General features: G+C 43.8%; 27 protein-coding genes and 2 pseudogenes. 6 read left to right on the top strand and 23 right to left on the bottom strand.

Translation table 11 applies throughout. The annotated features are described in order from the left end of the window. The first annotated feature begins 1 nt into the window (after nucleotide 1). Nucleotides 2-907 (top strand): TerC family protein, encoded by a 906-nt coding sequence (locus tag P403_RS0115130; RefSeq protein ID WP_034801309.1) that lies wholly within the window; start codon nucleotides 2-4, stop codon nucleotides 905-907. A gap of 84 nt (nucleotides 908-991) precedes the next feature. Here P403_RS0115130 and P403_RS0115125 read toward each other — a convergent pair whose 3' ends face one another. The 3 genes from P403_RS0115125 to P403_RS0115115 form a co-directional block, all read right to left on the bottom strand. Next, nucleotides 992-1,846, bottom strand: coding sequence for a hypothetical protein (locus P403_RS0115125; protein WP_029333529.1), 855 nt, complete (start codon nucleotides 1,844-1,846; stop codon nucleotides 992-994). A gap of 105 nt (nucleotides 1,847-1,951) precedes the next feature. Next, nucleotides 1,952-2,182, bottom strand: coding sequence for a hypothetical protein (locus tag P403_RS0115120; protein ID WP_235195234.1), 231 nt, complete (start codon nucleotides 2,180-2,182; stop codon nucleotides 1,952-1,954). A gap of 1 nt (nucleotide 2,183) precedes the next feature. Continuing rightward, nucleotides 2,184-2,975, bottom strand: coding sequence for an ankyrin repeat domain-containing protein (locus P403_RS0115115; protein ID WP_029333527.1), 792 nt, complete (start codon nucleotides 2,973-2,975; stop codon nucleotides 2,184-2,186). 597 nt (nucleotides 2,976-3,572) lie between these two features. On the opposite strand from P403_RS0115115, the gene P403_RS0115105 reads away from it, so the two are divergent. Next, nucleotides 3,573-3,824, top strand: a complete 252-nt coding sequence (locus P403_RS0115105; protein ID WP_029333526.1) for a hypothetical protein — start codon at nucleotides 3,573-3,575, stop codon at nucleotides 3,822-3,824. A gap of 191 nt (nucleotides 3,825-4,015) precedes the next feature. Here P403_RS0115105 and P403_RS16180 read toward each other — a convergent pair whose 3' ends face one another. The 11 genes from P403_RS16180 to P403_RS0115045 all read right to left on the bottom strand — a co-directional run bounded on the left by P403_RS16180 (nucleotide 4,016) and on the right by P403_RS0115045 (nucleotide 14,979). Next, on the bottom strand, nucleotides 4,016-5,326 hold the full coding sequence (locus P403_RS16180; protein ID WP_152638930.1) for a hypothetical protein: 1,311 nt from the start codon (nucleotides 5,324-5,326) through the stop codon (nucleotides 4,016-4,018). A 1,308-nt stretch (nucleotides 5,327-6,634) separates the two neighbouring features. Continuing rightward, a complete protein-coding gene (locus tag P403_RS0115095; RefSeq protein WP_152638929.1) occupies nucleotides 6,635-7,018 on the bottom strand; it encodes a hypothetical protein in 384 nt (127 codons plus the stop codon). A gap of 125 nt (nucleotides 7,019-7,143) precedes the next feature. Continuing rightward, a complete protein-coding gene (locus P403_RS16175) occupies nucleotides 7,144-7,746 on the bottom strand; it encodes a hypothetical protein (protein ID WP_235195233.1) in 603 nt (200 codons plus the stop codon). Between the two features lie 49 nt (nucleotides 7,747-7,795). Continuing rightward, nucleotides 7,796-8,440, bottom strand: coding sequence for a hypothetical protein (locus P403_RS0115085; protein WP_029333524.1), 645 nt, complete (start codon nucleotides 8,438-8,440; stop codon nucleotides 7,796-7,798). Nucleotides 8,441-8,506: 66 nt separating this feature from the next. Next, nucleotides 8,507-8,764 (bottom strand): hypothetical protein, encoded by a 258-nt coding sequence (locus tag P403_RS0115080; RefSeq protein ID WP_029333523.1) that lies wholly within the window; start codon nucleotides 8,762-8,764, stop codon nucleotides 8,507-8,509. A gap of 204 nt (nucleotides 8,765-8,968) precedes the next feature. Then, nucleotides 8,969-9,526 (bottom strand): hypothetical protein, encoded by a 558-nt coding sequence (locus tag P403_RS0115075; RefSeq protein WP_029333522.1) that lies wholly within the window; start codon nucleotides 9,524-9,526, stop codon nucleotides 8,969-8,971. Nucleotide 9,527: 1 nt separating this feature from the next. Next, the gene (locus P403_RS16335; RefSeq protein ID WP_051667432.1) at nucleotides 9,528-10,250 is read right to left on the bottom strand and encodes a DUF2750 domain-containing protein; all 723 of its coding nucleotides are present in this window, start codon (nucleotides 10,248-10,250) and stop codon (nucleotides 9,528-9,530) included. A gap of 29 nt (nucleotides 10,251-10,279) precedes the next feature. Continuing rightward, nucleotides 10,280-10,819, bottom strand: coding sequence for a hypothetical protein (locus P403_RS0115065; protein ID WP_029333520.1), 540 nt, complete (start codon nucleotides 10,817-10,819; stop codon nucleotides 10,280-10,282). Between the two features lie 593 nt (nucleotides 10,820-11,412). Next, entirely contained in the window at nucleotides 11,413-12,684 is a 1,272-nt protein-coding gene (gene sstT, locus P403_RS0115055; protein ID WP_029333519.1) for a serine/threonine transporter SstT, read from the bottom strand. Between the two features lie 446 nt (nucleotides 12,685-13,130). After that, complete coding sequence (locus P403_RS0115050) at nucleotides 13,131-14,102, bottom strand: LacI family DNA-binding transcriptional regulator (protein ID WP_029333518.1); 972 nt, start codon at nucleotides 14,100-14,102, stop codon at nucleotides 13,131-13,133. Continuing rightward, nucleotides 14,086-14,979: a Cof-type HAD-IIB family hydrolase gene (locus tag P403_RS0115045; protein WP_051667430.1), complete on the bottom strand. Its 894-nt coding sequence runs from the start codon at nucleotides 14,977-14,979 to the stop codon at nucleotides 14,086-14,088. The genes P403_RS0115050 and P403_RS0115045 overlap by 17 nt, the downstream gene beginning before the upstream one ends. Before the next feature lie 231 nt (nucleotides 14,980-15,210). On the opposite strand from P403_RS0115045, the gene P403_RS0115040 reads away from it, so the two are divergent. Beyond that, a complete protein-coding gene (locus P403_RS0115040) occupies nucleotides 15,211-15,789 on the top strand; it encodes a histidine phosphatase family protein (RefSeq protein WP_029333516.1) in 579 nt (192 codons plus the stop codon). A 110-nt stretch (nucleotides 15,790-15,899) separates the two neighbouring features. Here P403_RS0115040 and P403_RS0115035 read toward each other — a convergent pair whose 3' ends face one another. The 3 genes from P403_RS0115035 to P403_RS0115025 are packed head-to-tail and all read right to left on the bottom strand — an operon-like array spanning nucleotide 15,900 to nucleotide 19,367. Then, nucleotides 15,900-16,526: a hypothetical protein gene (locus tag P403_RS0115035; RefSeq protein WP_029333515.1), complete on the bottom strand. Its 627-nt coding sequence runs from the start codon at nucleotides 16,524-16,526 to the stop codon at nucleotides 15,900-15,902. Next, complete coding sequence (locus P403_RS0115030; protein WP_029333514.1) at nucleotides 16,523-17,383, bottom strand: ABC transporter ATP-binding protein; 861 nt, start codon at nucleotides 17,381-17,383, stop codon at nucleotides 16,523-16,525. The genes P403_RS0115035 and P403_RS0115030 overlap by 4 nt, the downstream gene beginning before the upstream one ends. Continuing rightward, nucleotides 17,376-19,367, bottom strand: a complete 1,992-nt coding sequence (locus tag P403_RS0115025; RefSeq protein ID WP_029333513.1) for an ABC transporter permease — start codon at nucleotides 19,365-19,367, stop codon at nucleotides 17,376-17,378. Before P403_RS0115025 ends, P403_RS0115030 begins: the two co-directional genes overlap by 8 nt. Nucleotides 19,368-19,537: 170 nt before the next feature. On the opposite strand from P403_RS0115025, the gene P403_RS0115020 reads away from it, so the two are divergent. Beyond that, nucleotides 19,538-19,891, top strand: a complete 354-nt coding sequence (locus P403_RS0115020) for a hypothetical protein (RefSeq protein WP_029333512.1) — start codon at nucleotides 19,538-19,540, stop codon at nucleotides 19,889-19,891. A 23-nt stretch (nucleotides 19,892-19,914) separates the two neighbouring features. Continuing rightward, on the top strand, nucleotides 19,915-20,496 hold the full coding sequence (locus P403_RS0115015; RefSeq protein ID WP_029333511.1) for a GNAT family N-acetyltransferase: 582 nt from the start codon (nucleotides 19,915-19,917) through the stop codon (nucleotides 20,494-20,496). A 21-nt stretch (nucleotides 20,497-20,517) separates the two neighbouring features. On the opposite strand, the gene P403_RS0115010 is transcribed toward P403_RS0115015, so the two are convergent. Then, nucleotides 20,518-20,739 (bottom strand): DUF2188 domain-containing protein, encoded by a 222-nt coding sequence (locus tag P403_RS0115010; RefSeq protein ID WP_029333510.1) that lies wholly within the window; start codon nucleotides 20,737-20,739, stop codon nucleotides 20,518-20,520. Nucleotides 20,740-20,876: 137 nt separating this feature from the next. Here P403_RS0115010 and P403_RS0115005 point away from each other — a divergent pair, with 137 nt between their 5' ends. Further along, on the top strand, nucleotides 20,877-21,524 hold the full coding sequence (locus P403_RS0115005; protein WP_029333509.1) for a DUF3885 domain-containing protein: 648 nt from the start codon (nucleotides 20,877-20,879) through the stop codon (nucleotides 21,522-21,524). A 49-nt stretch (nucleotides 21,525-21,573) separates the two neighbouring features. Here the strand turns inward: P403_RS0115005 and P403_RS17030 are convergent, their stop codons facing one another. The 5 genes and pseudogenes from P403_RS17030 to P403_RS0114985 all read right to left on the bottom strand — a co-directional run bounded on the left by P403_RS17030 (nucleotide 21,574) and on the right by P403_RS0114985 (nucleotide 23,918). After that, complete coding sequence (locus P403_RS17030; RefSeq protein ID WP_034801303.1) at nucleotides 21,574-21,813, bottom strand: zinc ribbon domain-containing protein; 240 nt, start codon at nucleotides 21,811-21,813, stop codon at nucleotides 21,574-21,576. 22 nt (nucleotides 21,814-21,835) lie between these two features. Continuing rightward, nucleotides 21,836-22,012: pseudogene (locus P403_RS17025) on the bottom strand (helix-turn-helix domain-containing protein); the annotation flags it as partial. Nucleotides 22,013-22,083: 71 nt separating this feature from the next. Continuing rightward, the gene (locus P403_RS0114995) at nucleotides 22,084-22,608 is read right to left on the bottom strand and encodes a DUF421 domain-containing protein (protein WP_029333508.1); all 525 of its coding nucleotides are present in this window, start codon (nucleotides 22,606-22,608) and stop codon (nucleotides 22,084-22,086) included. Nucleotides 22,609-22,786: 178 nt separating this feature from the next. Beyond that, nucleotides 22,787-23,302: pseudogene (locus P403_RS16160) on the bottom strand (helix-turn-helix domain-containing protein); the annotation flags it as partial. A gap of 388 nt (nucleotides 23,303-23,690) precedes the next feature. Next, complete coding sequence (locus P403_RS0114985) at nucleotides 23,691-23,918, bottom strand: DUF2188 domain-containing protein (protein ID WP_029333507.1); 228 nt, start codon at nucleotides 23,916-23,918, stop codon at nucleotides 23,691-23,693. Nucleotides 23,919-24,022: the final 104 nt, after the last annotated feature.

The raw sequence follows: 24,022 nt of genomic DNA, 5'->3' as shown, positions 1-24,022 counted from the left end.
GTTGACACTATTGATTGTATTTTTAGCGATCGTCTTCATCATGCTCGCACTGGACCTTGGCGTATTTCACAGGAAAGCTCATGAGGTTTCGCTTCGAGAAGCTTGGACCTGGACGTTCGTCTGGATCGGACTCGCCGTCGCCTTTGGCGGTTGGTTATTCTATGCGCAAGGCAGCGACGCCGCAATCGAATACACGAGCGTTTATTTCATCGAAAAGGCGCTCGCGATTGATAACGTCTTCGTCTTCTCACTCGTCTTTGCGTACTTTGCGATTCCACTGAAGTATCAGCACAAAGTCTTGTTCTGGGGTATTCTCGGTGCCATCCTCTTCCGCGTCATCTTCATCGTCGCCGGCGTGTCGCTTCTTGATAACTTTGCTTGGGTCTACTACATCTTCGGTGCGTTCCTCGTCTACACCGGTTACATGATGTTCAAGAACATCGGGCAGGAAACGTCGCTTGAAGAGAACAAGACGGTCCGTTGGCTTGAAAAGCGTTTGCCGATCACACAAGACATCTCGTCCGGTAAGTTCACGCAGCGAATCAACGGCAAGTTGTTCTTCACACCGCTGTTGATCGCGTTGATCTTCATCGAGATCTCGGATATCGTCTTTGCCGTCGACTCGGTCGCAGCAAGCTTTGCCTATTCGCGTGACCCGTTCATCATCTTCTATGCGAACATTATGGCAATCCTTGGTCTCCGTAGTCTCTACTTCGTCCTCGCGAACCTGATCGACCGCTTCTACTACCTGAAGCACGGACTCAGCTTCATGCTCGTCTTCATCGGAGCGAAGATGATTCTCGGTGATGTCTACAAAATGCCGATTTGGATGTCGCTTGGAACGATCGTCCTCGTCATTTTGATCAGCGTCTTCTACAGTTTCTATAAAACAAAGCCAGGAAATTAACCGACGACAGGAAAGGGAGAATGATTCTTCCTTTCCTGTTTGTTTACGTAAAAACAGCATCCCGGCAAGGATGCTGTTTCATACTTACTTCTTCATATACCGATTAATGATTTTCGTGTATAACGCGTCAAGCCGGGCATTTTCCTCGACGACGATCGTATCTTTCGCATACGTAAAGAGTTCATTCGCTTCTTCGAATTTACCGGCGTAAATCAACAGGAACATCTTGCCACGCGTATCCCCTAATCGTTCTGACGATTCTTCCCGCGCGTTTAACATCCGTTCACTGTTGAGGTCGATAATATCCGCTTTTGCATCCTTGCTGTAATGATTTTCTGTTAAATAGTTGTCCAAGCGCGTCAAATAGTCACGGTAGCTGATCAGCGTCAACGCTTCGCTGATTGAACCGTACTGGCTTTCAAACGAGAGGACTTGTTGTTTCTCATAGTTTGTGATGACTTTGTACAGGGCCTGGCCCTGTTTCAACAACGCTTGTGATTTCGTCTTCAAGCGTGCCGTTTCTTTCTTCAAGGCCGCGACACGTCGATCCGTTATCTTTTTCTCCTTCGCCGTGTTCACTTCAGGAATGAATTTTTTAATTGCTTTGACTTCTTTGACCGCAGCTGCACGGTCTTTTTTAAACGCCTCGACTTTTTTATTATACCGTTCGACTTGTGCACGGTAGACAGGATCAGTCACATAGTCCGGCACTTTGATGCCACCAAATCGATCTATGTGAAAGAGGGTGCTATCGTATGAAGCAACAACTTTCAATTGTTTCGCGCGATACTTTTTATAGTCCGTCTTCTTCTTCACGACTTGGGTCGTCTTTGTTTTTGTCGCCGCATCGGCGACTCCTCCCTGGAAGGAAGCCCCTGTCAATACGAGCGCTGTCACGACACCGCTTGCTAACACGTTCCGAAATGTTACTTTTTTCATATGAACCCACCCTTTTAAATAAAATTAAGTAAATATCAGGAGAAATATCCCATCTTTTATTTTATCACCTAAGAGCAAAATCGACCTACAACTTTTTAATCGTTTTCACTTTAATTTTTCTTCCGGGATGAGGAGGAAGACGCCGACAATGATCAAGATGCCGAATAAGACATAATCCATTACCGGAAGACCGCCTCCCCAAGCAAGACTACCGTTTTTCGTAGCGATATATGCCCCAGCTTCCGCAATCGTGTCTGTCATCTTGTCGAGTTGAATAATCAGCATGCCAAACAAGATCGTTTGTACAAGAATGATGAGACCAATCCATTTCTTCATCTTATTTCCCCCTATGTATGGTTTGGAACAGCTTAATGATTTCCGGATACCGGTGTTTCAATGCAAAGTCGAGCGCCGTTCGCCCTTTTGCATCCTGATGATCCCGCTCTGCACCGTGTGCCAGCAACACTTTCGTGATGTCCGTCAGACCATACTGACTGGCGAGCATCAAAGCTGTATTGTTATCGTCTAATCGATTTTCGATTTCGATGTCTGCCCCTGCCGCCAGTAACGCCTCTACCGCTTTGACATGTCCTTCTCCTGCTGCGAGGTGCAATGGTGTGAATCCGTTCATTTCGATGCGATTGACATCAGCTCCTGCCGCTGCCAGCATGACAATCTTCTTTACTTTTCCTTCCTGTGCGGCATAATGCAGAGGTGTATAACCTACTCCGTCATCCGTCTGCCAATCAACACGTGTGCAATCTTCAAGTAAACGACGCAAGACTCGTTTGTTGCCGGAGCGCGCGGCGATGAAGTGCAACGCCGTGAATCCGTGTCCGTCAAAATCAATAGCGGCACCACCATCAATCAGTTGCATTGCGATAGCGGACCGGTTTTCATACAACGCAAGGTGCAACGGCATTAACCCGTCCCGGCTCTGTCGGTTGATGTCTGCGCGGTGCTCAAGCAAAAGCGTGACGATTTCGTCATACCCTTCCTCGATTGCCCAGTGCAATGCCGAATTTCCTTCTTCATCCAGTGCATCCAGATCGTCCCCGCGGTCGATACACTTTTTCAGCTTTTTGATGTTTCCGTAAAAAGCATGGTCCTGCAGTGATTTTTTAGGCACTTCGATTACCACCTTCAATGAGTCATGTTTTTCTAAATTGAATATTATTAACAAAAAATTGCAGCCGTGTTACGATAACAGCATGAACAAGAAACGTATGCGTACATACTTGCCTCAGGCAACTTTAACTTTGAAACATAGAAGGAAGAACTTTGGTCTATGAAAAAGCAGTTGGCTTATGCCGGATCATTTGCGTTATCCGTCATCGTAATCGTTGCAATTCTTAAAATAATCGGAGTTGACATTTAAACAAACTACTGACGTTTGGTACTTTAACTTAACGTATAGAAAAGAAGGAGACGACTTACATCGTAACGGGTTCCGTTTCCTATCGCAAAACTTTAAAATGTGATACAAAATGTAATAGAAATTGTATAACAAAATGCGCCCTAATTTGCGAGAAATTCTGGTAATACAGAGCTTTAGCGGTTGGGGTGTTTTTTATAGATATTTCAGGGTATTTGGATTTTATATGGAAAATAGTTGTAATATGAATAACGAAATGTTCTGAAGTATAAAAGAAGGAAAGAAGCTTGTAGTGAATATACAAAATAACAATGTAAATTAGTTTGAGAAAAAAATAAGGGGGTATAAAAAATGAAAAGAATTTTAGGTACTCTTTCCACTGTTTTATTTTTTGTTGGATTAGTATTCTATATTATTATGCTTTTCGGAAATGACAATCTTTTGTTGAGCAATGTTATTTTATCTGCAATAGGGTTCGTTTTAGCACTATTTGCCGAAAAAGGTGTATATAAGAAGATTGGTTTAATTGGAAATGGTTTAATCTTACTCATTGCGATTATTATTCCTTTTATAGTCACAACTTTCTTTTGGAACACACCTTAATGAACAATTCATCTAATGAAATTGCTTTAGTTTAATAAGACAATAATTTAGTATAGGGTTTCCATATAATTGGGAGTCCTATTTTTTCTATAAATATCAACTTCAACCTTTAACACAGTCCTTCCTTAAAACTCTCGACTCATTAGAAAACGCCTAGCCGAAGATTGGTTAAGCGTTTTTTGTTTTAACGTTTATAAATAATGTCTTCCCAGGTATAAACACGATTGGCAATGCCAAGTTTTTGAGCTGGAGTTTTTTAGCTTTTTAATCTTCTTTACGTCAGGTCCGATTTCTGGTTTGCCAACTTGATAGGTCTTGCAGAAATTATAGTAGGTTCGTAAAATCGTAATACTCATTTGTGCGTAGCGCGGATTGAAGTTTGAATAGATATTACTTTTCCCATCGCCACGACTTGTAATAAGTGGTCTCTCTAAAATTGAGATTGACCGTCGGATTTCTTGAAAGAATGTGTTAACCGAATTATCATTAGCTCTTACGATCAATCGCGCCAAATGCTCATCCGATAGTTTCGATGTATCGCTCAGAACATTAATGTATCGATTTCCTCTGTCAGCCATTGCTATTGGATGTTCAATTTCATTCGGCTTATGGATATTATAATCTGTTCCGTTAGGTGCTGTTTTGGTTTCGTAGAATTTGTGTGTAGCTAATTTTTCTGTCAGGTAGGCAACCGCTTTTTCATAATGCGGTAAGTCTTTCATTCCTTTGGTTTCGGCCCAGTCCCGAAGATATTTACTTAATTCGATGAATTCCTTGTAAGCCTCTTCTCTGGAAAGCGTTTTGTCAAAGTTGTTCACCAGATAGTGAGCTTGTCCATTTTTCATTTCTTCTGCGAAAGCCTTTTTAATCGCCACTTTCAACACACGATCATCATCACTTACAAATCGCCATTTAGGTGTTTTGACCATCTGCTTGATTAAAAACAGTTGAGCCATCGCAGTATAAGTATGCTTCACGTGAAGACCATCCACATATTCTTTTCTGCGGTTTAATTCAATCATCTCGCGACTGTAATCAGCGTTGGTTTGATTGTCATTAAGTGTCGGAAACTGCGGGTAATATGAATGCTTTGTGTATTTTGCATTCTTTCGTAGCTCTTCTTTTAAATGGTCGTCTTTGTAAGTGAAGGTATCAAATTCAATTTGGTCGAACGAAATATCCCAATCATAAGCAACATTGGCACGGAATACATATCTTGAACTCATATCCGTAGAAATGACAACTTGTGTCGGCAATTGTTTTTGGTTTCCTCTTTTGAATTTTTTCGTTTGCCCTTTCTTTCGGACATTGTTGAGGACGTACATCATAATATCGGTGTTTACCCAGATTCTTGGGAACACTTTCTTTTCGAATGCTTTTTCCCTTGTCTCAAGGAATTCCAAGTAACAGCGATACAACCATTCCAATTTTTCATAATAAGTCGAACGACCAATTTTCAAGACCTTACAAGTGCCTGATACAGGAATGTGATGAATAATCATATCCGCGAACATCGGCAAAATGTCGTTCCGTTTTTGATGATAAGAAGTCGTTTCCACTTTGGATGGTAGAATGTTCGTGTACTTATTACACGTTTTACACTGGACAATCTGTGCGCTTGAAGACGCCTTTCCACGTTTATAAAATGTCTTTGGCTGCGTGAAAAAGGTTTCTGGATTGGCACACCCATCTTTGTGAAACTGATAAACGGGATTTAAGGGTACGACTGAGTTTATTAGGACCAAGCGTTCAATTTCGGTTGCCAAAGACCCATTGGAATACGATTTGGTGTTGCAGTTCAAAGTGGGTATGATGTTCGGATCGGTTGGATCGGGATTTCAAATAACGCTTCGGTCAGGAGTGGTTCCTGTGATGTTATAGCGTTGGTTTTTGCCGATTCCTTATTTCGTTTGTGGTTCTAAATGATTTTTACAAAATGGATTGGAGCAGTAGTTGATTTGGATTTCGTGTGTTTTTCCTTTCCAAGTAAAGTGCGTAGGTCTGAAAGTAAATTTGGCGTATTGAGTTCCCATAGTTTTGTCTGACAAGGTGAGGTAATCGAGGTGTCGTTGTGTGGTTTCTGAGGAGGGTATATTCGGGTCTGTTAGGCAAATACGGTCGGTGAAGTTTGTGATACGTTTGATTTTAAGCATCTCATAATCCCAACTCTCGCTTGACGCGTGTGTTGTTGCGTTTGCTTTCGATGTGTGCGATAAAGTCTTTGTCATTCAGTAAATGCGGTAAGACTTCCTCTAAAACCTGTGATTCCGTTAAGCCTGTGTAATCAGAGTAATGCTCCAAAATCTTGTGCGACTTGAAGGAAAGCTTAAACTGTTTCGGTTTGGCGCTCGGTTACTTTGGTTCGATTTTCATTTGTCCATCTCCCTTTTTTAGGTAAATTTGTGTAAGGCAATTTGCCAGTCAATTTGTCGCCTTACACTACTGATTGTGTGCTAACAAATCGAGGTATCAATTACATTACAAAAAAAGATGATATTTTAATGAAAACCTCAATATAACAACAAAAAATGACTAACAAATTAGCGTACAATTTGCCAGTCATTTTGTTATACATTTTAGAGTTTTGCGATAGGAAACGGAACCCGTTACTTACATCGTTCCCTTCTTTTTTGCACACCGCGTCAAAAAGTGTGCCAGATACACGAATAAAAATTATAACTACCAGCATGATGAAGCAACTGTGTCCCATCATCAACAGCTTTTTGTCAGATGTCAGATACATCGAAATATATTAAAAGACCGTGACAAGAATCATGAAGTACGAAAAATAGCGGACATAATGCATGATTTTAGTTGGTTGAAAGCTCAAGACCAGCAATCGTCCGTGTGAACTTCGGATGATCTACAATCCGATAAGTAAAATTTTGAACCCAGTACTCTGCAACCATCGGTGTCTCTTGCCGTTGAATGACTTGTAAAATAGCTAAAAACTGTGGCGCATACTCAAGTTCCATCGATTCTACGATCGTCAATCCTTCTACGAAATATCGACTCGCTTCTTGCTCTTCCGCGAGTTCCAGATGCAGCATACCGATTTGGAGCAACATACTCGATTTTTCTCTTGGTTCTCCGAGACGCACGACGTGCTTCCCTAACAATCTAATCGCTCGTCGTCTCATGTCGAACATCGACAATAGTACAGCGGCGCGAGTGGCCCTGGTATAACGATTCATGCTTAACTCCTTCCCCTGTCGACCGATTCAGTTGATGAATCATGAAAATCAACATGATACCTATATTTTACAGTATTCTAATATCCATAAGCCTTCCCAAAATGGAGAGACTGAGATTTTTACTTTTACTCATCAAAATCAGGATATTCTTTTATTTTTCGAATACTGATACTTTCACCATGTCCGATTTGATCGGTTCTCTTCCAATGGTATTGTACGACAAGCAATACCAACATCACTGCTGAAAACACGCAGATTGCAGCGGAATACGGTTGCACTTCCCGTTCCAATTCAATCGCTGATAACACCTGTAAGATCGTCAACCCCGCAAGCATCCCGTGAAAATATCTTTGATAACTGCGCGGCATTCCCGCTTGCCCAAACGTCTCATACCAGACGTATAAGCCGAGTGCGAACGCGAGTCCGTTTAGGATTGGTGAAGGCAGCAGAAACAGAAGGATTCCAAGACCGAGCATCAACCAAGCGTACCGAATAGCGGGCTTGAAGAAAGCTGAATCAAGCATAGGTTCTTCTGTCTCGATGATGTTCGCTGTGCGTTCTTCTTCAGTCAACGGTCGAAAGCCGTTTGTTTCCTTCTCTTCTGCTAACTCGAGCATCCGTTTCTTCATCCCGAAGTAGAACGGAAAACGTTCTTTGATGACTTCCCCTTCATCCGTTTGACCATCCGCTTGTTCCTGAACGGACACTTGATAGAGCGTGCGCCCCATCCGTTAACTAACCCAGTAATCGGTCGCTTGACCATTGGCGCGCTTGAGTTCAATCACCTTGTTTGATTGATTCGTCATGATACGTGATTCCTTTCGTCGCAAGTTTCTGTAATTGTTCTGTCGTATACAACAGGAGAATGAATCCTGAGATGAGACAGACCGCTCCGTTAATCGAAAGATTGATTGGTGTTAAGTAATTTTTCGATGAGCCAGCTAACGCAAACAGGAAAAGTACTCCTGACCAGCGATAAAAGCGCTCACGTACTGATTTCCCTTCGAGATGCATCGGCCAGAAAAGCATCAGAACGACGAGTGTTATGTATCCTGGGATTGGTAAGATATCGGTCAGCGTCAGTAACCCACTCAATAGGACGAGTAAAGCGCTTAAAATACGCAACTTTATGATCCGTCGGTCTGTGCGGTATTCAATCGCTTCTGATTGCGAAAACGTTGAGCGCATATAGCCGTCTTCCAGCTTCTCACGAATCCATTCTTTTTTCTGACGATAGGCGACAATCGTATTTCGACAGGGTACGCGGACAGTCGACGACTCTTCATTGATTTCCATCATGTCTTCACTATTCTTTATCTGTTCTTTGCGGGCAATCCCTTCCCGGTAAAACAACGTTCGTCCTTCCTGGTGATAGACGATGTGGTGCACTTGATCGTCGATTTGTTTTAATAATTGAATCATTGTGCTCTCCCTTTACTCCGCTTTATGTACTACTTCCAAGATGAGTCAATTCCTCATCTCAATCGTTTACCAGACAGAATTGACACCGTACAGTACGAACAATCCTCCTGCGATACATATATAACCGTACTGTCTGACGGTCAACGAAAAAAAAATGATCGTTCCGATTGAGAGTAGGATGCCAAGAACGAATGAATCGATGTTGTCGACGTAACTCCCATGTCCCTCTAACGGCGTCTGCTTCGCATGCTTCGACCGGATGAGGTACGTTCCTACTATCAATAAGAAGAGACCGGCAACAAGACCGATGAATGGTAAGATCACAAGCGTTTCCTCCAAAATATTTATTATCGATTTTCATAAAGCAAACTGTTTTTCGGCATAAGAATGTTAGGATGTTAGTAACTACGATATTTTATTTTATTAAGTTTCGTTAAAGAAAAAGTTCCAAAGATTAAACTTCTTTTAGTCGTCAATCTCTTCTTCATCAACCTATTTACTTTAAAATTCTTTTTACGATTTTATTGTCTATCTCGTTTTTCGGAGGTACAACCAAAGAAGCGCTCCAGTTCCGATTGAAAGCACAGGGTACAAATATGGAGTATACGATTCCTGGCGATAACTGACATGCATAATAAAATAACTAATAAAACAAATCACCCGAAGCCATGTCGGCAGATGGTCTTTACTTAGGAAAACTAACCACATCATGAGTATGGCGACCCCGAGAATAATAATTGGTGAAACGGAAAATGGCATCAAAATAGAGAACAGCCCTAGTCCAACAAGAAGATAAGCGAGCCATGTCGTCCGGCGTCGAAACGTCTCGCGTTCCTTTCGTCCGAGCTGCATCCCGTAAATATCATCCTGCTTGTATCCTTCCGCCTCCTTCTCTGCAATCAATTCCTCCATCCGTCGTTTTGCTTGGCGCCGAAATGTATACTGTTCTTCGATTGAATCGCTGACATCTTGATCGAGCTTCCATTGTTCGGTGACACCGTGATACATCTGAATCGTTCGACCGTCGCGGTACAAGAACCAGACATAGGTGATGCCTCCCACTTGTTTACTGAGTGTCTGAATCATGTTAACCTTCCAGATCTGCCAGAACATCTTCCGGATCAAGCTCAAGTCCGACGAGCTCCGGTTCCCAATTCAGTCCGCAATACAGTCCGTCGTCGATCATGTTCGGTAACCATCCTTCAACGAGCAGGTCGACGTCTAAACGAATCAGATGATAGTTCGCCCATTCCTTCGTCTGCAGTGCTTTTGCCGACGCTTCCGTCGAAAAGAATAACAGCACGTCCGTCTCGTCTTGATTTGACGGACAATACGCCCAGCCCGACTGTTCGAACTTTGATAGCCCATAAACAACGCCTGTCTCAAGAACCGTCTGTAAGAAGAGTTCTGCTTGTTCTGCACTACGGTCCACTTGTTGTTCTTTTTCAATGAACGCCTTCAACGTCGGCGCTACCGGCAACAATTCTTGTTCCTCGTGATCCCACAAGACGATCGTCTCCGTATTCGGAAGCTGATACCCGAGTTCGTCACCACTTCCGTCCGCCGCAATCCGGAAGAACCCTTCTGGATAATCATCCGAGTCCTCCTTGTTGACACGAACGAGATCGTCCCATGTCCGTTTGATATATTGCTCGTCCTTGATCGGATGAAATTCCCATTCACCGACGCTGAACTTGTTTTCGCGCTTGTACCTGTTTCGTAGTTCTTTCGGAAGCTCGAAGCCGAGTTCTGACTCTATCTCTTGGAGTCGTTCTTCCGTGATGCCTGGTAAGCCGATTTGCTGTTTCATGTTCAATACTCCTTTTACGAAATTTCGAATTAATTTTTCCGATTAAAGTTCTTCCCTGTAGGATAAAGTCCGGTCAAGTGTCGGCCGTAATGAACCTTTGCCTGCCCCACCCGGATCTTCGTCACGCCATACTGTTTCTTAAAATAATCAATGACGGGTTCGACGATCTGAGACGGTTCGAGAACATAAAGGACGAATTCGATTGCTTCCGGACCATAGTCATCCTCTAAGAAATAACCGTTTCCCGACGAAAAAAGAAATTCATTGAGGTCCTCTTCGATGTTCGCGCGATGCTCCGAGATGACGTCATATTCTTTCTCCTGACCAAAGATCTCGACGACAACTTCTTGGTAATCCGCTTCTTGAACGACGGAGTATCCGTCTTGTTCTTTCTCAGCTGCGAGCTCCCGAATATAAGCATCCAGATGAAAAAAGCGCGAGAACTTCTGCTCGCTCATTGGTTCTTCTAACCGTTCTCCCATGATGCCGTGAAACGTGTAAAGTGTCCGTCCATCCTTCTCGAACAGCCAAAAATGATTCTGACCGTTAATTGGTTTGATGAGTTGCATGACTTCCCTCCCGTTCTTATAGGTCGGCGAACCATTCTCCATTCAACTGGCGAATCACCGTATCGCTTGGTAACTGTTGACGCAATCGTTTCGCCCAGTCCGTCCGAAGATCAAGGCGTCTCCTGATTTCAACGCCTCTAGCGTCAAGCGATAGCAATTCAATCAGTCACTCGGCTTCTTCTTTCATCACGGACAGCATCGCTTAATGATCGACGACGGCTCCGTTCTCGAATTGTAGCGGAAACCGTAATAATCCGAGAGACGTCATCGTAGCCGCATTCGGAAACGGTGCATCCTGAAACTGCATCAATTGAGCGCATCTTTTTGTAATTCTTCAATCTCGAGATGACCCGTTATCACGCCACACTGAGCTTCTAGGTGTTCTATGTAATTAATAGATTCTGCTCGGTGATTACTTTTCTTAAAAAATCAAATTTTCTTATTCATTATAAAATGGATAACCATTTATGGGAATTTTTATTTTATGATGTTAATCCAAGCTGGTCGATTCGTCTAAAGAAAAAAGGTTAAAACACATCCCATCCGGGTGGTTTTAACCTTTTTGTAGCATCACCGATACATTTACAATCGAGTCAGCTATTGACGACTTTTTCAGCTGTTTCTGCAGCCATGACCGATCGGTTGATCGACAGTTGTTCCCCTTCCTTCAAACGTTTTTTATATTCAGCTGTCGCTGTGAATAAAACGTCTGTTGACGAGTTGAGTCCTGTCTCAAACGAATCTTGCAGGACACTGATGATCAGTCCGACGGCTACGACCTGCATCGCTAAATCATTCGGAATCCCGAACAGGCTACAAGCGAGCGGAATCAGGAGGAGCGATCCACCTGCAACGCCGGAAGCTCCGCATGCACAAACGGCAGCTAAGACGCTTAAGAGAATGGCTGTCGGAAGATCGACCGCGATATCTAGCGTGTTGACCGCTGCAAGCGTCAAGACGGAAATCGTGATTGCCGCGCCGCCCATATTGATCGTCGCACCGAGCGGAATCGAAATCCCGTAGGTCTCTTTATCGAGGCCAAGCTTTTTACAGAGTTCCATGTTGACCGGTATGTTCGCTGCCGAGCTCCGTGTGAAGAAGGCCGTAATCCCGCTCTCACGGAGACACTTGAAGACGAGCGGATAGGGATTTTGACGGACATTGATGAAAACGATTAATGGATTGACGACCAGTGCAACGACGAGCATCGTCCCGATCAGGACCAATAATAAATTACCGTAATCAAGCAGTGATTTAAGACCATTTTCCGTCACCGAACCGATGACGATTCCCATGATGCCAAGTGGAGCGAGTTTAATGATCCACCCGACGACTTGTGCGATTGAGTCGGAGATGTTCGAGATGAACGTCTTCGTCGTATCTGAGGCATTTTTAAGTGCTAACCCTAAGACGATTGCCCACGCTAAAATGCCGATATAGTTGGCATTGATCAATGCGTTGACAGGATTGTCGACCACGTTCAGGACGAGTGTCCGGAGCACGTCGACGGCATTATCCGGAGCAGCCAATTTCTCTGCACTCTCCGTCAGCGTGATGGAGACAGGGAACAGGAAGCTGATGATGACAGCAATCGATCCCGCTAGGAACGTACCGAGAAGATACAGGAAGATGATCGACTTCATGTTCGTCTGCTGTCCCTTTTTATGTTGTACAATCGCAGCCATGACTAGGAAAAATACTAAAACAGGTGCGACTGCCTTCAATGCGGAAACAAACAGTGTGCCAAAGATGGTTAAGGATTTTGCGGTTTCAGGAATCGATACCGCTAAGATAATACCAAAAATTAAGCCAATTACAATTTGTTTCACTAAACTAATCCGGTTCCATCTTTTCAACACTTTCATACTTTCCCCTCCAGGCTTAAAGCAAATAAATTATTTAGAATTTGAAAAATGACGATTTCTCTCTCCTATCCCGAAAAGCAGATAGTCTGTTCGTTCATTTTTCTAAAAATTCTCTCAGTTTATTGTTTTCTATTCTTACACAAAAACTAAGAAATAAAAACTAGTTTTTTGCAAGAAATATGATTCTTTTAGGACAAGGTATTAAAAGAATAGGAATGCAATCGCTTGCATAAATACAAAAGGAAGACACCCTCGTTGCGAGACGTCCTCCTTTGACTTTTCTTCTTTTCTGTTAGATATTGCACTTAATATTACAAGTCGTCAAAAATTGATAGATTTTCATGTAACTCCTCCTGGCCACCTACTTTTGAGTACGTTAACTTCAGCCTGTTTCTTGAAATACACTTTCTCTGTGTCTACCTCTTCGCGAAGATGAGATACCACCTTTATGTCGTTCCACGCACAATCAGTTCAAGTGGCATCGGCTGACTGACGGGCATTTCTTTTCCTCGGATCAACTGATTGAGCACTTGGACCGCTTCTTTTCCGAGTCGTTCAATCGGTTGGGCAACGGTCGTCATCCCTATCGCCTCCGCAATCGCCTGATTGTCAAAACCGGTCACAGCAAGCATATCCGGAATTTTAACACCTTCTTGTTTCGCCTGATGAATGATGCCGGCAGCGACATAATCGTTGCCGACAATCATCGCCGTTGGTCGGTCTGTGAGCGTCAACAACTGATTCATGACCTTTTGTCCATCGGCAAAGGAATAGTTCTCCTCAAAATACCAATCCGGCGAAACGAGTAGTCCGTGTTCCTGAACGAACGCTTTGAAAGTATGACGGCGAATCAAACCAACTCCGCTCGCCGGATTTCCGAGACACAGTCCGAGAGAAGAATGCCCCTTTTCCACTAAATGAGATAACACTGCTAAGACTCCGCTTTGATGATCAACAGCGACCTGCGCGAGACTTTCTTCCCGCTGTTCGCAGATTACGACCGGACCATCGCGTCGAACACGCTCAAGTACTTCCGGCGGACTGACTGACGATCCGATGATCAGCCCGTCGATTTGTTTATGCCGCAGTTGTGTAAACGACAGCTGTTCCTGTTGCCTGTCATTAAACGTTTGATGGATGAGCATCGAAATGTTCTGTTCGGCACAGGCAATACCGATGCCCTCGATCAGTTGACTGAAAAACGGATGGTTGATTTGCGGGACCATCACACCGATGACATTTGTTTTGCCACGCGACAAATGAACCGCGTTTTGATTCGGCCGGTAATCCAGTAGCTTCATTGCCCGTAAGACAGCCTCCCGTTTTTCAGCAATGACATATGGCTGATTGTTCAACACACGGGAGACCGTCGAGCGGGAAACGCCGGCGGTTTTTGCAATCTCAGTAATATTTGCCATCCTGTACTCCTTTATGTCCGACTTGAATCGAACAGAACGTTTCTAACGCCATGGCAACTCCATCGTCATCATGATGTCCTGTCTTGTAAGTCGCCAGTCGTTTAACGGCGTCTTCCGCATTCCCCATTGCAATACTTGTCCCGGCCACCCGAAACATCGGCAAGTCATTGTGATGATCGCCGATCGCTACGGTTGCCGACAGTGGAATTCCCATCCGTTCAGCAAATTGTTGCAATGCCATACCTTTATCGCTTCCGTTCGCCGTTACCTCGAGGTTAAATGGGCCGGAACATGTAACGGTACAGTTTTGCGATGATAAGTCATTTTGAATCTGTTTCAGTACGGTTGCGTTCGGACTGACGATCATATATTTCATGACTTTCGCGAAATCGACATTTAAGAAATCCGTTACTTCCCGGATACCGTATTGTTTCAATTGTGGTTGCACGGATTGAAGGAATTCGTCAGCTTGAAACAACGGATTGGTTCTCTGTTCCTTTTTGATTTGTTTCATCAACTGATTCGTCGCGTCATACGTCATCAGAATTTCGTCTTCCAAGTAAATTTGAAGATATACGTCCTGCTTCAGCAAACAGTTTAAGATGGCTTCACTCTCATCAGAGGGGACATAAACATTTTTCCGTATCGTTATTCCTTCGTGTTCTATCCGGAGTTCAGCTCCGTTTGAACCGATGATCGGACAGTCAAGCTGATGCATCCGTAACAGATGCGCTGCATCAAACGCCGCTCGCCCTGTCGCGATCACGACGATATCTCTGTTCTCCTGACATCGCTTGATGGCTGAGACATTTCGTTTTGAAATTATATGAGTTGAGTGTAACAAGGTACCGTCTAAATCAATGGCAAATAAGCGCATGGTGTTCCTCCTCACGGGATGATGTACTGTTCGTTTCCAGTCTAGCTTCTGAAACGCATCCCAGAGCAACCTCTTTATTCCCATTCCACATAGTTTAAAATGAATGTCTCTTTTTTGTGAAATGACTCATAATTAATCAAGTAAGCCTTTAATCTGCTTTGTCAGCTGCATCCTTTAATTTTTACCTCACCAATTACTTTACTCCATCACAGAAAGGAGGATTCATCTCCTATGACAACTATTTACTTTGTAAGGCACGCTGAATCTCCGAAAACCGATTTGGATGAACGAACACGCGGTTTAACTGATGGCGGACAAATGGCTGCACAACACGTCACAACCTACTTAAAAGATAAAAAGATTGATCTGTTTTTCTCCAGTCCGTATCAACGTTCATTGTTGACGATCGAAGCGGCAGCGCGTCATTTTGGGAAAGACATCTTGATTGATGACGACTTACGGGAATGTGCCTTTTCCGGACGACATCAGACGATGCCGCAAGCTGACGTCTATCCGCTCGTCCAACACATGTTTATCGATCATGCTTTTTCGCGTGACGGTTCGGAAACATTTCGTTCGTGTCAGCACCGTGGAATTCAGGCATTGATGTTGATTTTGCAAAAGAACGCTGGAAAACGAATCGTCATCGGTACGCACGGATTGATCATGACGACGATTCTCCATCATTTTGATGCGATGTACGATTTTGATTTTCTACGGCAGACGACAAAACCGGATATCTATCGACTTACCTTTACCGGAACAAAACTCGTAACTGTGTCACGGATTACATTGCCCCTTTATGATTGATGCGCCTTAATGAACTCGAGCAAAATCGGATGTTCCGGCGGATTGATTCTGTCCGGTAAATTGTCGAGACGGAAGAACGTTAATAGCAAGACTTGATAGTCGGTTTTCGTTTAAGATCGTTGCCATAATCGAATACCCGACAATCCGGCAAAAAGGATTGTCAGAACACCAACCCGTTGGACTTTTGATTGGTAAAGAGGATCGGTCAGATTATCATCGAACTGAAAAACGTGTGGCCATGGCATGAACTGTCCTCTTGTGACGATTTCTAATAAGGTGTACATCAAGATTAAGGCGAGCGCGTATTCAAACTTCTGAGTCCACAACATCAGACTCATCCCGACAAATAAAAATAACAACAGCAACAAGATATGATGAACATATACAAGAAATGGCAAGGCGCTAAAATCTAATTCGAGAATTGTCGCCATCAACACGATGTATCCACCAAAATAAACGAGGAAAAACCTGCCTGCATCTACCCAAATCCACTTTCGATACTGCAAAACTAACGTGTGATACGCTCCTTCTTCAAATAGAGGGTGGAGGTGTAACATAATGGTCCACGCCACACACGGAATAAACACGGTATGAACGATTTGAATTCCGGACGTCAGGCAATCCGATAACGCAGACACCTCCAGCACAAGGAAGACCAGCACCGGAAGCAATGCAGCGATGCCGTGCAGTTTCCAATCGAACATAAATAAGTGATGGAGAATCCGCCTTTTCTTCATGTCGCACGTCGCATGACCATCAAGTAGCCATCCATTAACTTCGGTTCGATTGTAGAAATGCCAGTCGCCTCATCTTCTAAAAAACGAACTTCCACAACATCACCTTTTTCATTTAAATGTACGACACGCTCATCCTGCATCCACCTTCCAAGATCATCTGCCATGATGTCAACTTGTCCGATGTAGCCAACCGCTTGTGCTTTTAACTCGGACGGAGTACCTTCAAACTGGACGGAGCCACCTTTGATAATCCCAATCTTTGTACAGAGGAACTCGATGTCCTCGACGAGATGCGAGGAGATGACAATCGTGTGGTCTACCCCCAACTCATGTAACAGATTACGAAAACGAATCCGTTCCTCGATATCTAAACCAGCTGTCGGCTCATCAAAAATTAAAATCTCCGGTTTCCGCAACAACAGTTGCGCAATACCGACCCGGCGGCGCATCCCTCCGGACAACTCACTCATCCGTGTCTGTGCTTTGTCTTGCAGATTGACGCGTCTCAATGCTTCCTCCACCCGTTCCTGCCGCTGGTTCATCTCCATGATTCCTTGCAATAAAGCAAAATGAAGAAGTACTTCTTCCACTTTTAAAGTCGGATAGACATTAAAATCTTGCGGTAGGAAACCGACTCGATCGGAAACATCGGCATACTTTCTCCGGACAACGGATTGACCGTCAATCACAATCTGCCCGCCGGTAATCGACGTCAATCCACAGAGCATTTTCATTAATGTTGTTTTCCCGGCTCCGTTTGGACCAAGCAATCCATAGATACCTTCGATTTCTAGCGAGACTTGATGCAGAATGTGTTTTTTGCGGTAAGACTTGGACAGATGTTGCACTTCAATCATCCCTGTTCCCTCCCTTCTGCTTGGCATTCAACTCACGGTACCATTTCTGTAACAGCACCAACTGCTGGTCATGACTGCGATCAGAAAACATTTTGATCCAACCGTTAAGTTGCTTCATATCCCGTCCGGTTTGTTGAAGATAAAATGAATCAATCTCAATCGGTTCGAGTTTCAGTTCGATTTGCAACCAGTAGGCAAGTGCGGCATTAAACAGCTTCCACTTTGGATCTATTTTGACGTGGCTTGGTGCTTCCGACCACATCAAGCCCGGTACATAGGCCGCAATCACTTCATTTAAGCTTTGATCCAGTCTGAGGTTAGTGCCTACTTGCAATAATAAATGATGACTATCATAGAAACTGTTTCGCTCAAGATTCGGCGAAATAAGCACCACCTTATCCGGAAAAGTCACTTTTTTCCCAAACGTGCGCCGAATAACTGTATTTGTATGTTTCAGTACCTGCTCGACCGGCGACCAATAAGTCGAAGGATTGGACCAGGAAGAATCCGTTACGATCTGGATCCCTCTAGCTTCATAGGTCGACAGGTTCCCGCGAAGCAACGTCACACCTGATACTCGTCCTATGTACGTATTTTCATCCTGTCTTGTTAAATTCGATACGAGATCATTCGGCAACTCACCTATGATTCGCACGTTCATCAGATTAGATCGGTCAACAATCAGATCAAGCGTCTCCATGCCTAAACGATTGATGGGCTCAACTTGGCGGGCCGGGTACCAATTTGTCGTCGCCGGCAGATACCATTCTTCCTTCGTCACCGGAAAATGAGGACTGTTATGGAGTTGATAACGAATCGTCACGGTGTGCGTTCGTGCCTGCGGAGGAAGCGACATGCTAATAAAGTCGCCGTACCGTTTATACTGCAACTTTTTTTGTCCGGCTGATACGGATGTGATGCGGTACTCGTGCCATAAAGACAATACAATATGCGCCTGATCTGACTGGATGTTCAGTTCCGCCTCCGTCTCTATCTGATTTTCGACAGGATTTAAAGTTAAATTCATCTTTTGAATCGTATAGTCCAAATTTTTATGATTCGGCTGAAACCGATAAGGTGTTTTATAATGTTGGGCTAGCTCAGCATCGTGACTCCGGTCAAAGCTCTGTTGGTTGTTCGCCAGCGCATAAGGTGAGATTATGATCAGCAGGCAAAGCACGAGTAATGAAATGACTACTGTCATCCATTGTCGTGACAATCTGAGGTGCCACTGACCAATTAACAGAAACAGAATGATACTTTGAAGCACGATGTGAATGAAGATTTTCAACAGTAATGCTTGGTTTCCAAGATATCCAACGAGCGGCACATATACACTACCAGGTTGCAAAGGACCAATAAACAGAAAACTACGGTCTCCTTCCAATCCACCTTCATAAAAATAAGCAGAAAAGAACTCGGTATTCAGAGGTCCGAGGAACACCCAGATGAGAACCAATACAAGCATTCCGACTTTTTGTTTCCCGAAAATCATCGCACAATTTATTCCCCATAAGGCTGCGAGGACAAGTGGAAGAAAATAAAAAATCAAGATGTGCCGTAATATGTCCAGTTGGAAGCTAGACCACGGAACTTGTTCCTGATGAAAATAGACAAACACTCCTGTGGCACCAAACAAAAGAGTCATACCGGTAAACAGAGCATGATTCATGAGTATTGCTATCACGCGTTGATACTGAATCCGGACGATGTCTGGAAAAAGAATGCTTTGTCGGTACTGGATTTCATCCGCGACAAGTCGGTACATATAGACGGCAACCAATAACATGATTCCCTGCATCGGGATGACGAGCCCATCCAGTAAACTAGCAAAGTCCATATAGGTATAGGTTTCACGAATATCGGCAACAACTTTCATGAGAACACTAAAAGGAAACACAAGTAATGCCCCTATGTAAAACAGGCTCGTCCCCATCTGTTTTCCATAAAATTTTAGCAGTTCGCCTAAGATGATTTTTTTCATGGTTGGCCCCCTCTTATTACATAAACACCATGATAAAGAGCAGAATTTTTCTTTTTATCTCGCATCTATTTTACCACTATATGGTTTTAAACTTAATCAAATGTTAAAATGATGGAAATGTATTTTGGTCGTAAAATCAATACATGTTTTCAGAACAGGAGTCGAGACAAGTGATTGATCATAAAAAACAAATTGAAGTCCTGCTGTACGGAAATCCATTACAGTTCGCCTGCGAAACACTAAGTGTCCTGAATATGCGAAATCATTCCTACGCAGACGTTTTTACTGTCAGTCGAGCGGAAGTCTTGGCTTATACGACGGCACACGGAATACCTGAACCATCTTCGACCGAATCCAATCGTTTGCTGGACGGATTTCATTATTATGAAGAACAAGGTACGTGGTACACGTTTTTTCGGGAACGTGGCATGACGTTTGACCAAAAGAAATTCAGCGACGAAACGATCGCCAAAGAATACATTGTATCGATGCTTCTGAAGCTGACCATGACCGGATTATATTAAATCCATGGAAAGAAGGGATTACTTTGACTACTTCTCCATTCCCCATCCTGCAAACCACAAGACTGACGCTCCGCGAGGTGACACCGCTCGACGCTCCGAGTCTACTGACGTATCTCGCTGATGAACGTGTCGTTAAACCGATGGGGCTCGCTCCCTTCCAATCGGAAGCAGATGCGTTGGACGAAATCAACTGGTATCACTCCATCCGAACAGAACAGACCGGTCTCCGCTGGGGCATCACCGAACATGCAACTCCTGATATCATTGGCAGTTGCGGTTTCCTGAACCGTTCTTCCCGGCAACAGCGGGCGGAACTCGGCTTTGAACTGAGTCCTGCTCACTGGGGCAAAGGACTGGCACAAGAAGCCGTTCAGGCCGTACTCGCTCACGGTTTTAATGAATGGGACCTAAACCGGATCGAAGCGCTTGTTCTGCCGGACAATACGGCCTCTCAACGGTTGCTCGAACGGCTTGGTTTCAAGCGGGAAGGACTGCTGCGTCAGTACGAGAAGACACGTGGTCAATTCGATGATTTGTATATGTATTCCTTGTTGCAGAAAGAATGGCATGACGGCTCAATGTACAATAAAAACACGTCCATTTAATGCGACGTGTTTTATACTTTCTTAACCTCTTGGAGGAAACGGATCATTGCCGTACGAATCTTTATCGCGGATCTGACCTTCCTTGTTATGAATGATCAGCTCGACCTGTTGTTTTTTCGCAATTTCCCGTCCGGCTGCGATCGCTTCTTTTTGTGTCGGAAATCGCTTCGTTGCTCTCGATGCCCCTTCCGCAATGACCTGATAACCGCCATCCGGATGTGGTGTAACATGCTGATTCGCCATGCGTTCACTTCCTTTTGAGTGGATTGTTTTATTTTGATTCTATCTTTGATCCCCTTAACTGGAAATCTTCATTCATCCGGAGACGTTCTTAAATATAATAGGAAAGTACACAACAACTGCCAAGGAAGGAACACTTTATGAAACTAAACGATTATTTCCGCATCCACTTTGACAATCCAGATGTTTTGGAAGAATCTTTTGCGAAGCGTCCGCTGACACTCAGTCTCGACTTGCAAAAAGAACTTTACCAAATACAAGAGGATTCCGACGAATTGAATATGGCATACTTTGAGAAGGTCTATCAAAAATCCCTCGCTTTGTTTGAAGATCTGTTTCAGGAAGACGACCGTCTGTACCTCATTGTACGTGTCAGAAAAGAACTCCAGTCTCCTCCGGCGAAAAGTACGGAGATCTTTGAGCGTTATCTCAAAAATAACAAGAATCGATACGCGCTTGAGTTCGAAAAAAAGGCTGTCCGCGATGAGGAAGAGGTCATTTACCAATATGCCCGCTTATTGCCGAGCAGACAGTCCATTCGCTATAAAAAGTTGCTTCAAGCAATCTGCAATCAGGACTTTCCTGAATTGTATCCCCGCTTTAAGGCGAGACAGACGTACTATCCTGAAATTTTTTTCGTCAACCCTGCCAAAGACATCATCCTGTATATTTTTGACGACCGGGGTTGTTTCATTCTGCTCAATGAGAAAGAGACCTTTTATCGTCTGCACGAAAAATATAAATCTGACCAATCAGAAGGCTTTCTTAATTGCTTTGACACGCAGTAAGTTCATGTATTGCACAACTCAGTAATCCGACCTAATGGTCGAAAATTGATTAGGCTACCCCCGTCGTCCCGACGGTTGAAGAAGCTAAGATGCGTTCAGCTTCTTGTTTGAGGTTCAGTCCTGCGTTCACATCACGGTCGTAGTGGATGCCACAACTCGGGCACGTCCATTCACGCAAGCCAAGATGTTTCACATCTTTGTGTTGATGTCCGCAACTGGAGCACAGTTGACTAGAGGCGAAGGTCTTGAGTCCGACATCGACGCCGACGGACAAGCCCGTCTTCGGCATTTCGTTGATCTCCTGCTTACGGGAGTTCTTTTGAGCAAGAACCGTAAGACAGTCCCTTACCTGTCGCGTTATACCTCTCATCCCACTTCGCTAAAAAGTGATTGAAGACGAAGCGCGAACAACCAATGGTTTTCGCAATCAGGATTTCCTGCTCTTTTGTCGGATAGATTCTGAATTTGTTGGCCTTCTGTGTCAACATGATGTTCACCACATTCAAAGGATATACCTAAAAGATAGGGTCGCGATTCATCTCCCACTTTCATTCAGGCTTCATCCGGATCGTTTAGAAGTAGGCGTTTTTCCGCCTAATTCTGATAAAGTATCCTCTAGTTCTCCTTTAATAATTGATAAGCTACCGTCTGTTTCAAGAACAACAGCTTTCACCTCCTCTAATCCCCCGATTCCTTTATTACGCATAGCTTGTAAGATCTCGTTCTTGCTGATTCTTTCTTTTTTCATAGCCCTTTCAAGAAATTTGCCTCTTAAATATAGCAATCGTGGTTCTGACTTAATGAGTTTATTGAATTTTTCAAAACGAACAGCTATGAATGTCATTATGAATTGCATTAAAATTAATAGAGTAAGTGCAGTCAATCCTTCTAATAAACTGACATCCTTACTAAGTAAAATAGTAGATAAAGTAGAACCAAGTGCGACTGTAATCACTAAATCGAAAGCGTTCAACTTAGTTAATGTCCGCTTCCCAGAAATTCGTAAAAAAATTATTAGACTGATATAAGCTAAAAATCCTACAGTGGTAATGCGTATAAAACTCTCTATTGTTATTGAAAACATTTAGTCATCCCCTGTCTTTTCAAAATTTCATGCTACTGAACCGTTAGTTCAGTCTGTCGTGGAAAGGCTCAAATTGAACTACCTCTACCTACGCTTCGCTTAGAGGTTAAGGTCTTGCCGTACCATTCCGCTTTGTATTCGAGCATGCGGAAAGTTTTCCTTTCTTGTCCAAGGCCAACCGTTGACGACGAGAAAGCTTGCGTTGCTCACACGCCAGCTTTTTCTCAAGCGAACGAAAAAAAAACGGTCATTCTTGTACACCGTGCCGTTCGACAGGATGGCGAAGGTCTTGAGTCCGACATCGACGCCGACGGATGAGCCCGTCTTCGGGAAGTTGAGACTTGCCCTGAATGTTCGTCCTATACGATTGAACAGGGTTGCACTTTGACTTGAAGCGTGGCCGTTCGTTCAGCTTCTTGAAGAAGCGGTCAAAAGCACCGTCAAGATGTTTGACGTTCGTTTGAATAGACGTGCTATCAACTTCTTTCAACCAGTCGAACGCCTGCTTCAACATCGGAATTTCTTCCGAACAAGAACCGTAAGACAGTCCCTTACCTGTCGCGTTATACCTCTCATCCCACTTCAATAAGAAGTGATTGAAGATGAAGCGCGAACAACCAATGGTCTTCGCGATAAGGATTTCCTGTTCTTTTGTCGGGTATATTCTGAAGTTGTTGGCCTTGTGTTTCAACATGATATTCCCCTCCTTGCAACGTATATACCCGAAAGAGAGGGTGGCGATTCATCTCCCACTTTCACTCGAGCTTCACGCGTTGTGCTCTCTGATAATAAATAAAGAATTTGATCGGTATACGATCATATTTAGTGCAGACCCTGTCGATTTTGAAATCAACGTCAAAGGACTTCGGGTGACGGCCGAAGGACTAGATACGGTGTCTACAGTCATTTCACCCGTGTTAACAAAGTAATTCTCCTTTCATGCACCATGAGCTCTCATCTTTGAAGTATTTCTTAACTTTAAGTGGCGCACTCAAAGGAGTTCACACACGAAAAATACTGCACAATAAAGCACGTCCAGTTTGTATGGACGTGCTTTATTGTGCAGTTCTACCAAACGTTCGTCATCCACGTGGCGGAAAAGGATCGTTTCCGTACGAATCCCGATCGCGTATTTGACCTTCTTTGTTATGAATGATTAATTCTACCTGTTGCTTCTTCGCAATTTCACGACCTGCGGCAATAGCTTCTTTTTGCGTCGAAAAACGTTTTGTGGCTTTGGAGGCTCCTGCTGCTTTGACTTGATAACCACCATCCGGATGTGGTGTGACATGCTGATTTTTTTTCGTCATGAGTTCACTTCCTATCGTTAAAAATTCTCTTGCAAATGCAAAAAATGCTTTTATGGAAACTCGCGGTGATCCGGGTGTGTAATACCATCCCGATGGTGCCCCAT

The sequence above is a fragment of the Exiguobacterium oxidotolerans JCM 12280 genome (assembly GCF_000702625.1).
GTDB classification, from domain to species: Bacteria; Bacillota; Bacilli; order Exiguobacteriales; family Exiguobacteriaceae; genus Exiguobacterium_A; species Exiguobacterium_A oxidotolerans.
The sequence above is the reverse complement of the archived record's forward strand: the minus strand, read 5'-3'. Positions and strand labels throughout refer to the sequence as shown.

Excerpts from the sequence above, each read along its gene's own strand:
- P403_RS0115005 (WP_029333509.1), top strand. The coding sequence starts at position 20,877 with ATGAAACTAAACGATTATTTCCGCATCCACTTTGACAATCCAGATGTT.
- P403_RS0115085 (WP_029333524.1), bottom strand. The coding sequence starts at position 8,440 with ATGATTCAATTATTAAAACAAATCGACGATCAAGTGCACCACATCGTC.
- sstT (WP_029333519.1), bottom strand. The coding sequence starts at position 12,684 with ATGAAAGTGTTGAAAAGATGGAACCGGATTAGTTTAGTGAAACAAATT.
- P403_RS0115035 (WP_029333515.1), bottom strand. The coding sequence starts at position 16,526 with ATGAAGAAAAGGCGGATTCTCCATCACTTATTTATGTTCGATTGGAAA.
- P403_RS0115045 (WP_051667430.1), bottom strand. The coding sequence starts at position 14,979 with ATGCGCTTATTTGCCATTGATTTAGACGGTACCTTGTTACACTCAACT.
- P403_RS17030 (WP_034801303.1), bottom strand. The coding sequence starts at position 21,813 with ATGCCGAAGACGGGCTTGTCCGTCGGCGTCGATGTCGGACTCAAGACC.
- P403_RS0115065 (WP_029333520.1), bottom strand. The coding sequence starts at position 10,819 with ATGCAACTCATCAAACCAATTAACGGTCAGAATCATTTTTGGCTGTTC.
- P403_RS0114995 (WP_029333508.1), bottom strand. The coding sequence starts at position 22,608 with ATGTTTTCAATAACAATAGAGAGTTTTATACGCATTACCACTGTAGGA.
- P403_RS0115120 (WP_235195234.1), bottom strand. The coding sequence starts at position 2,182 with ATGAAGAAATGGATTGGTCTCATCATTCTTGTACAAACGATCTTGTTT.
- P403_RS0115105 (WP_029333526.1), top strand. The coding sequence starts at position 3,573 with ATGAAAAGAATTTTAGGTACTCTTTCCACTGTTTTATTTTTTGTTGGA.
- P403_RS0115025 (WP_029333513.1), bottom strand. The coding sequence starts at position 19,367 with ATGAAAAAAATCATCTTAGGCGAACTGCTAAAATTTTATGGAAAACAG.
- P403_RS16335 (WP_051667432.1), bottom strand. The coding sequence starts at position 10,250 with ATGAAACAGCAAATCGGCTTACCAGGCATCACGGAAGAACGACTCCAA.
- P403_RS0114985 (WP_029333507.1), bottom strand. The coding sequence starts at position 23,918 with ATGACGAAAAAAAATCAGCATGTCACACCACATCCGGATGGTGGTTAT.
- P403_RS0115030 (WP_029333514.1), bottom strand. The coding sequence starts at position 17,383 with ATGATTGAAGTGCAACATCTGTCCAAGTCTTACCGCAAAAAACACATT.
- P403_RS0115095 (WP_152638929.1), bottom strand. The coding sequence starts at position 7,018 with ATGAATCGTTATACCAGGGCCACTCGCGCCGCTGTACTATTGTCGATG.
- P403_RS16175 (WP_235195233.1), bottom strand. The coding sequence starts at position 7,746 with ATGGGGCGCACGCTCTATCAAGTGTCCGTTCAGGAACAAGCGGATGGT.
- P403_RS0115050 (WP_029333518.1), bottom strand. The coding sequence starts at position 14,102 with ATGGCAAATATTACTGAGATTGCAAAAACCGCCGGCGTTTCCCGCTCG.
- P403_RS0115125 (WP_029333529.1), bottom strand. The coding sequence starts at position 1,846 with ATGAAAAAAGTAACATTTCGGAACGTGTTAGCAAGCGGTGTCGTGACA.
- P403_RS0115040 (WP_029333516.1), top strand. The coding sequence starts at position 15,211 with ATGACAACTATTTACTTTGTAAGGCACGCTGAATCTCCGAAAACCGAT.
- P403_RS0115010 (WP_029333510.1), bottom strand. The coding sequence starts at position 20,739 with ATGGCGAATCAGCATGTTACACCACATCCGGATGGCGGTTATCAGGTC.
- P403_RS16180 (WP_152638930.1), bottom strand. The coding sequence starts at position 5,326 with ATGATTATTCATCACATTCCTGTATCAGGCACTTGTAAGGTCTTGAAA.
- P403_RS0115075 (WP_029333522.1), bottom strand. The coding sequence starts at position 9,526 with ATGATTCAGACACTCAGTAAACAAGTGGGAGGCATCACCTATGTCTGG.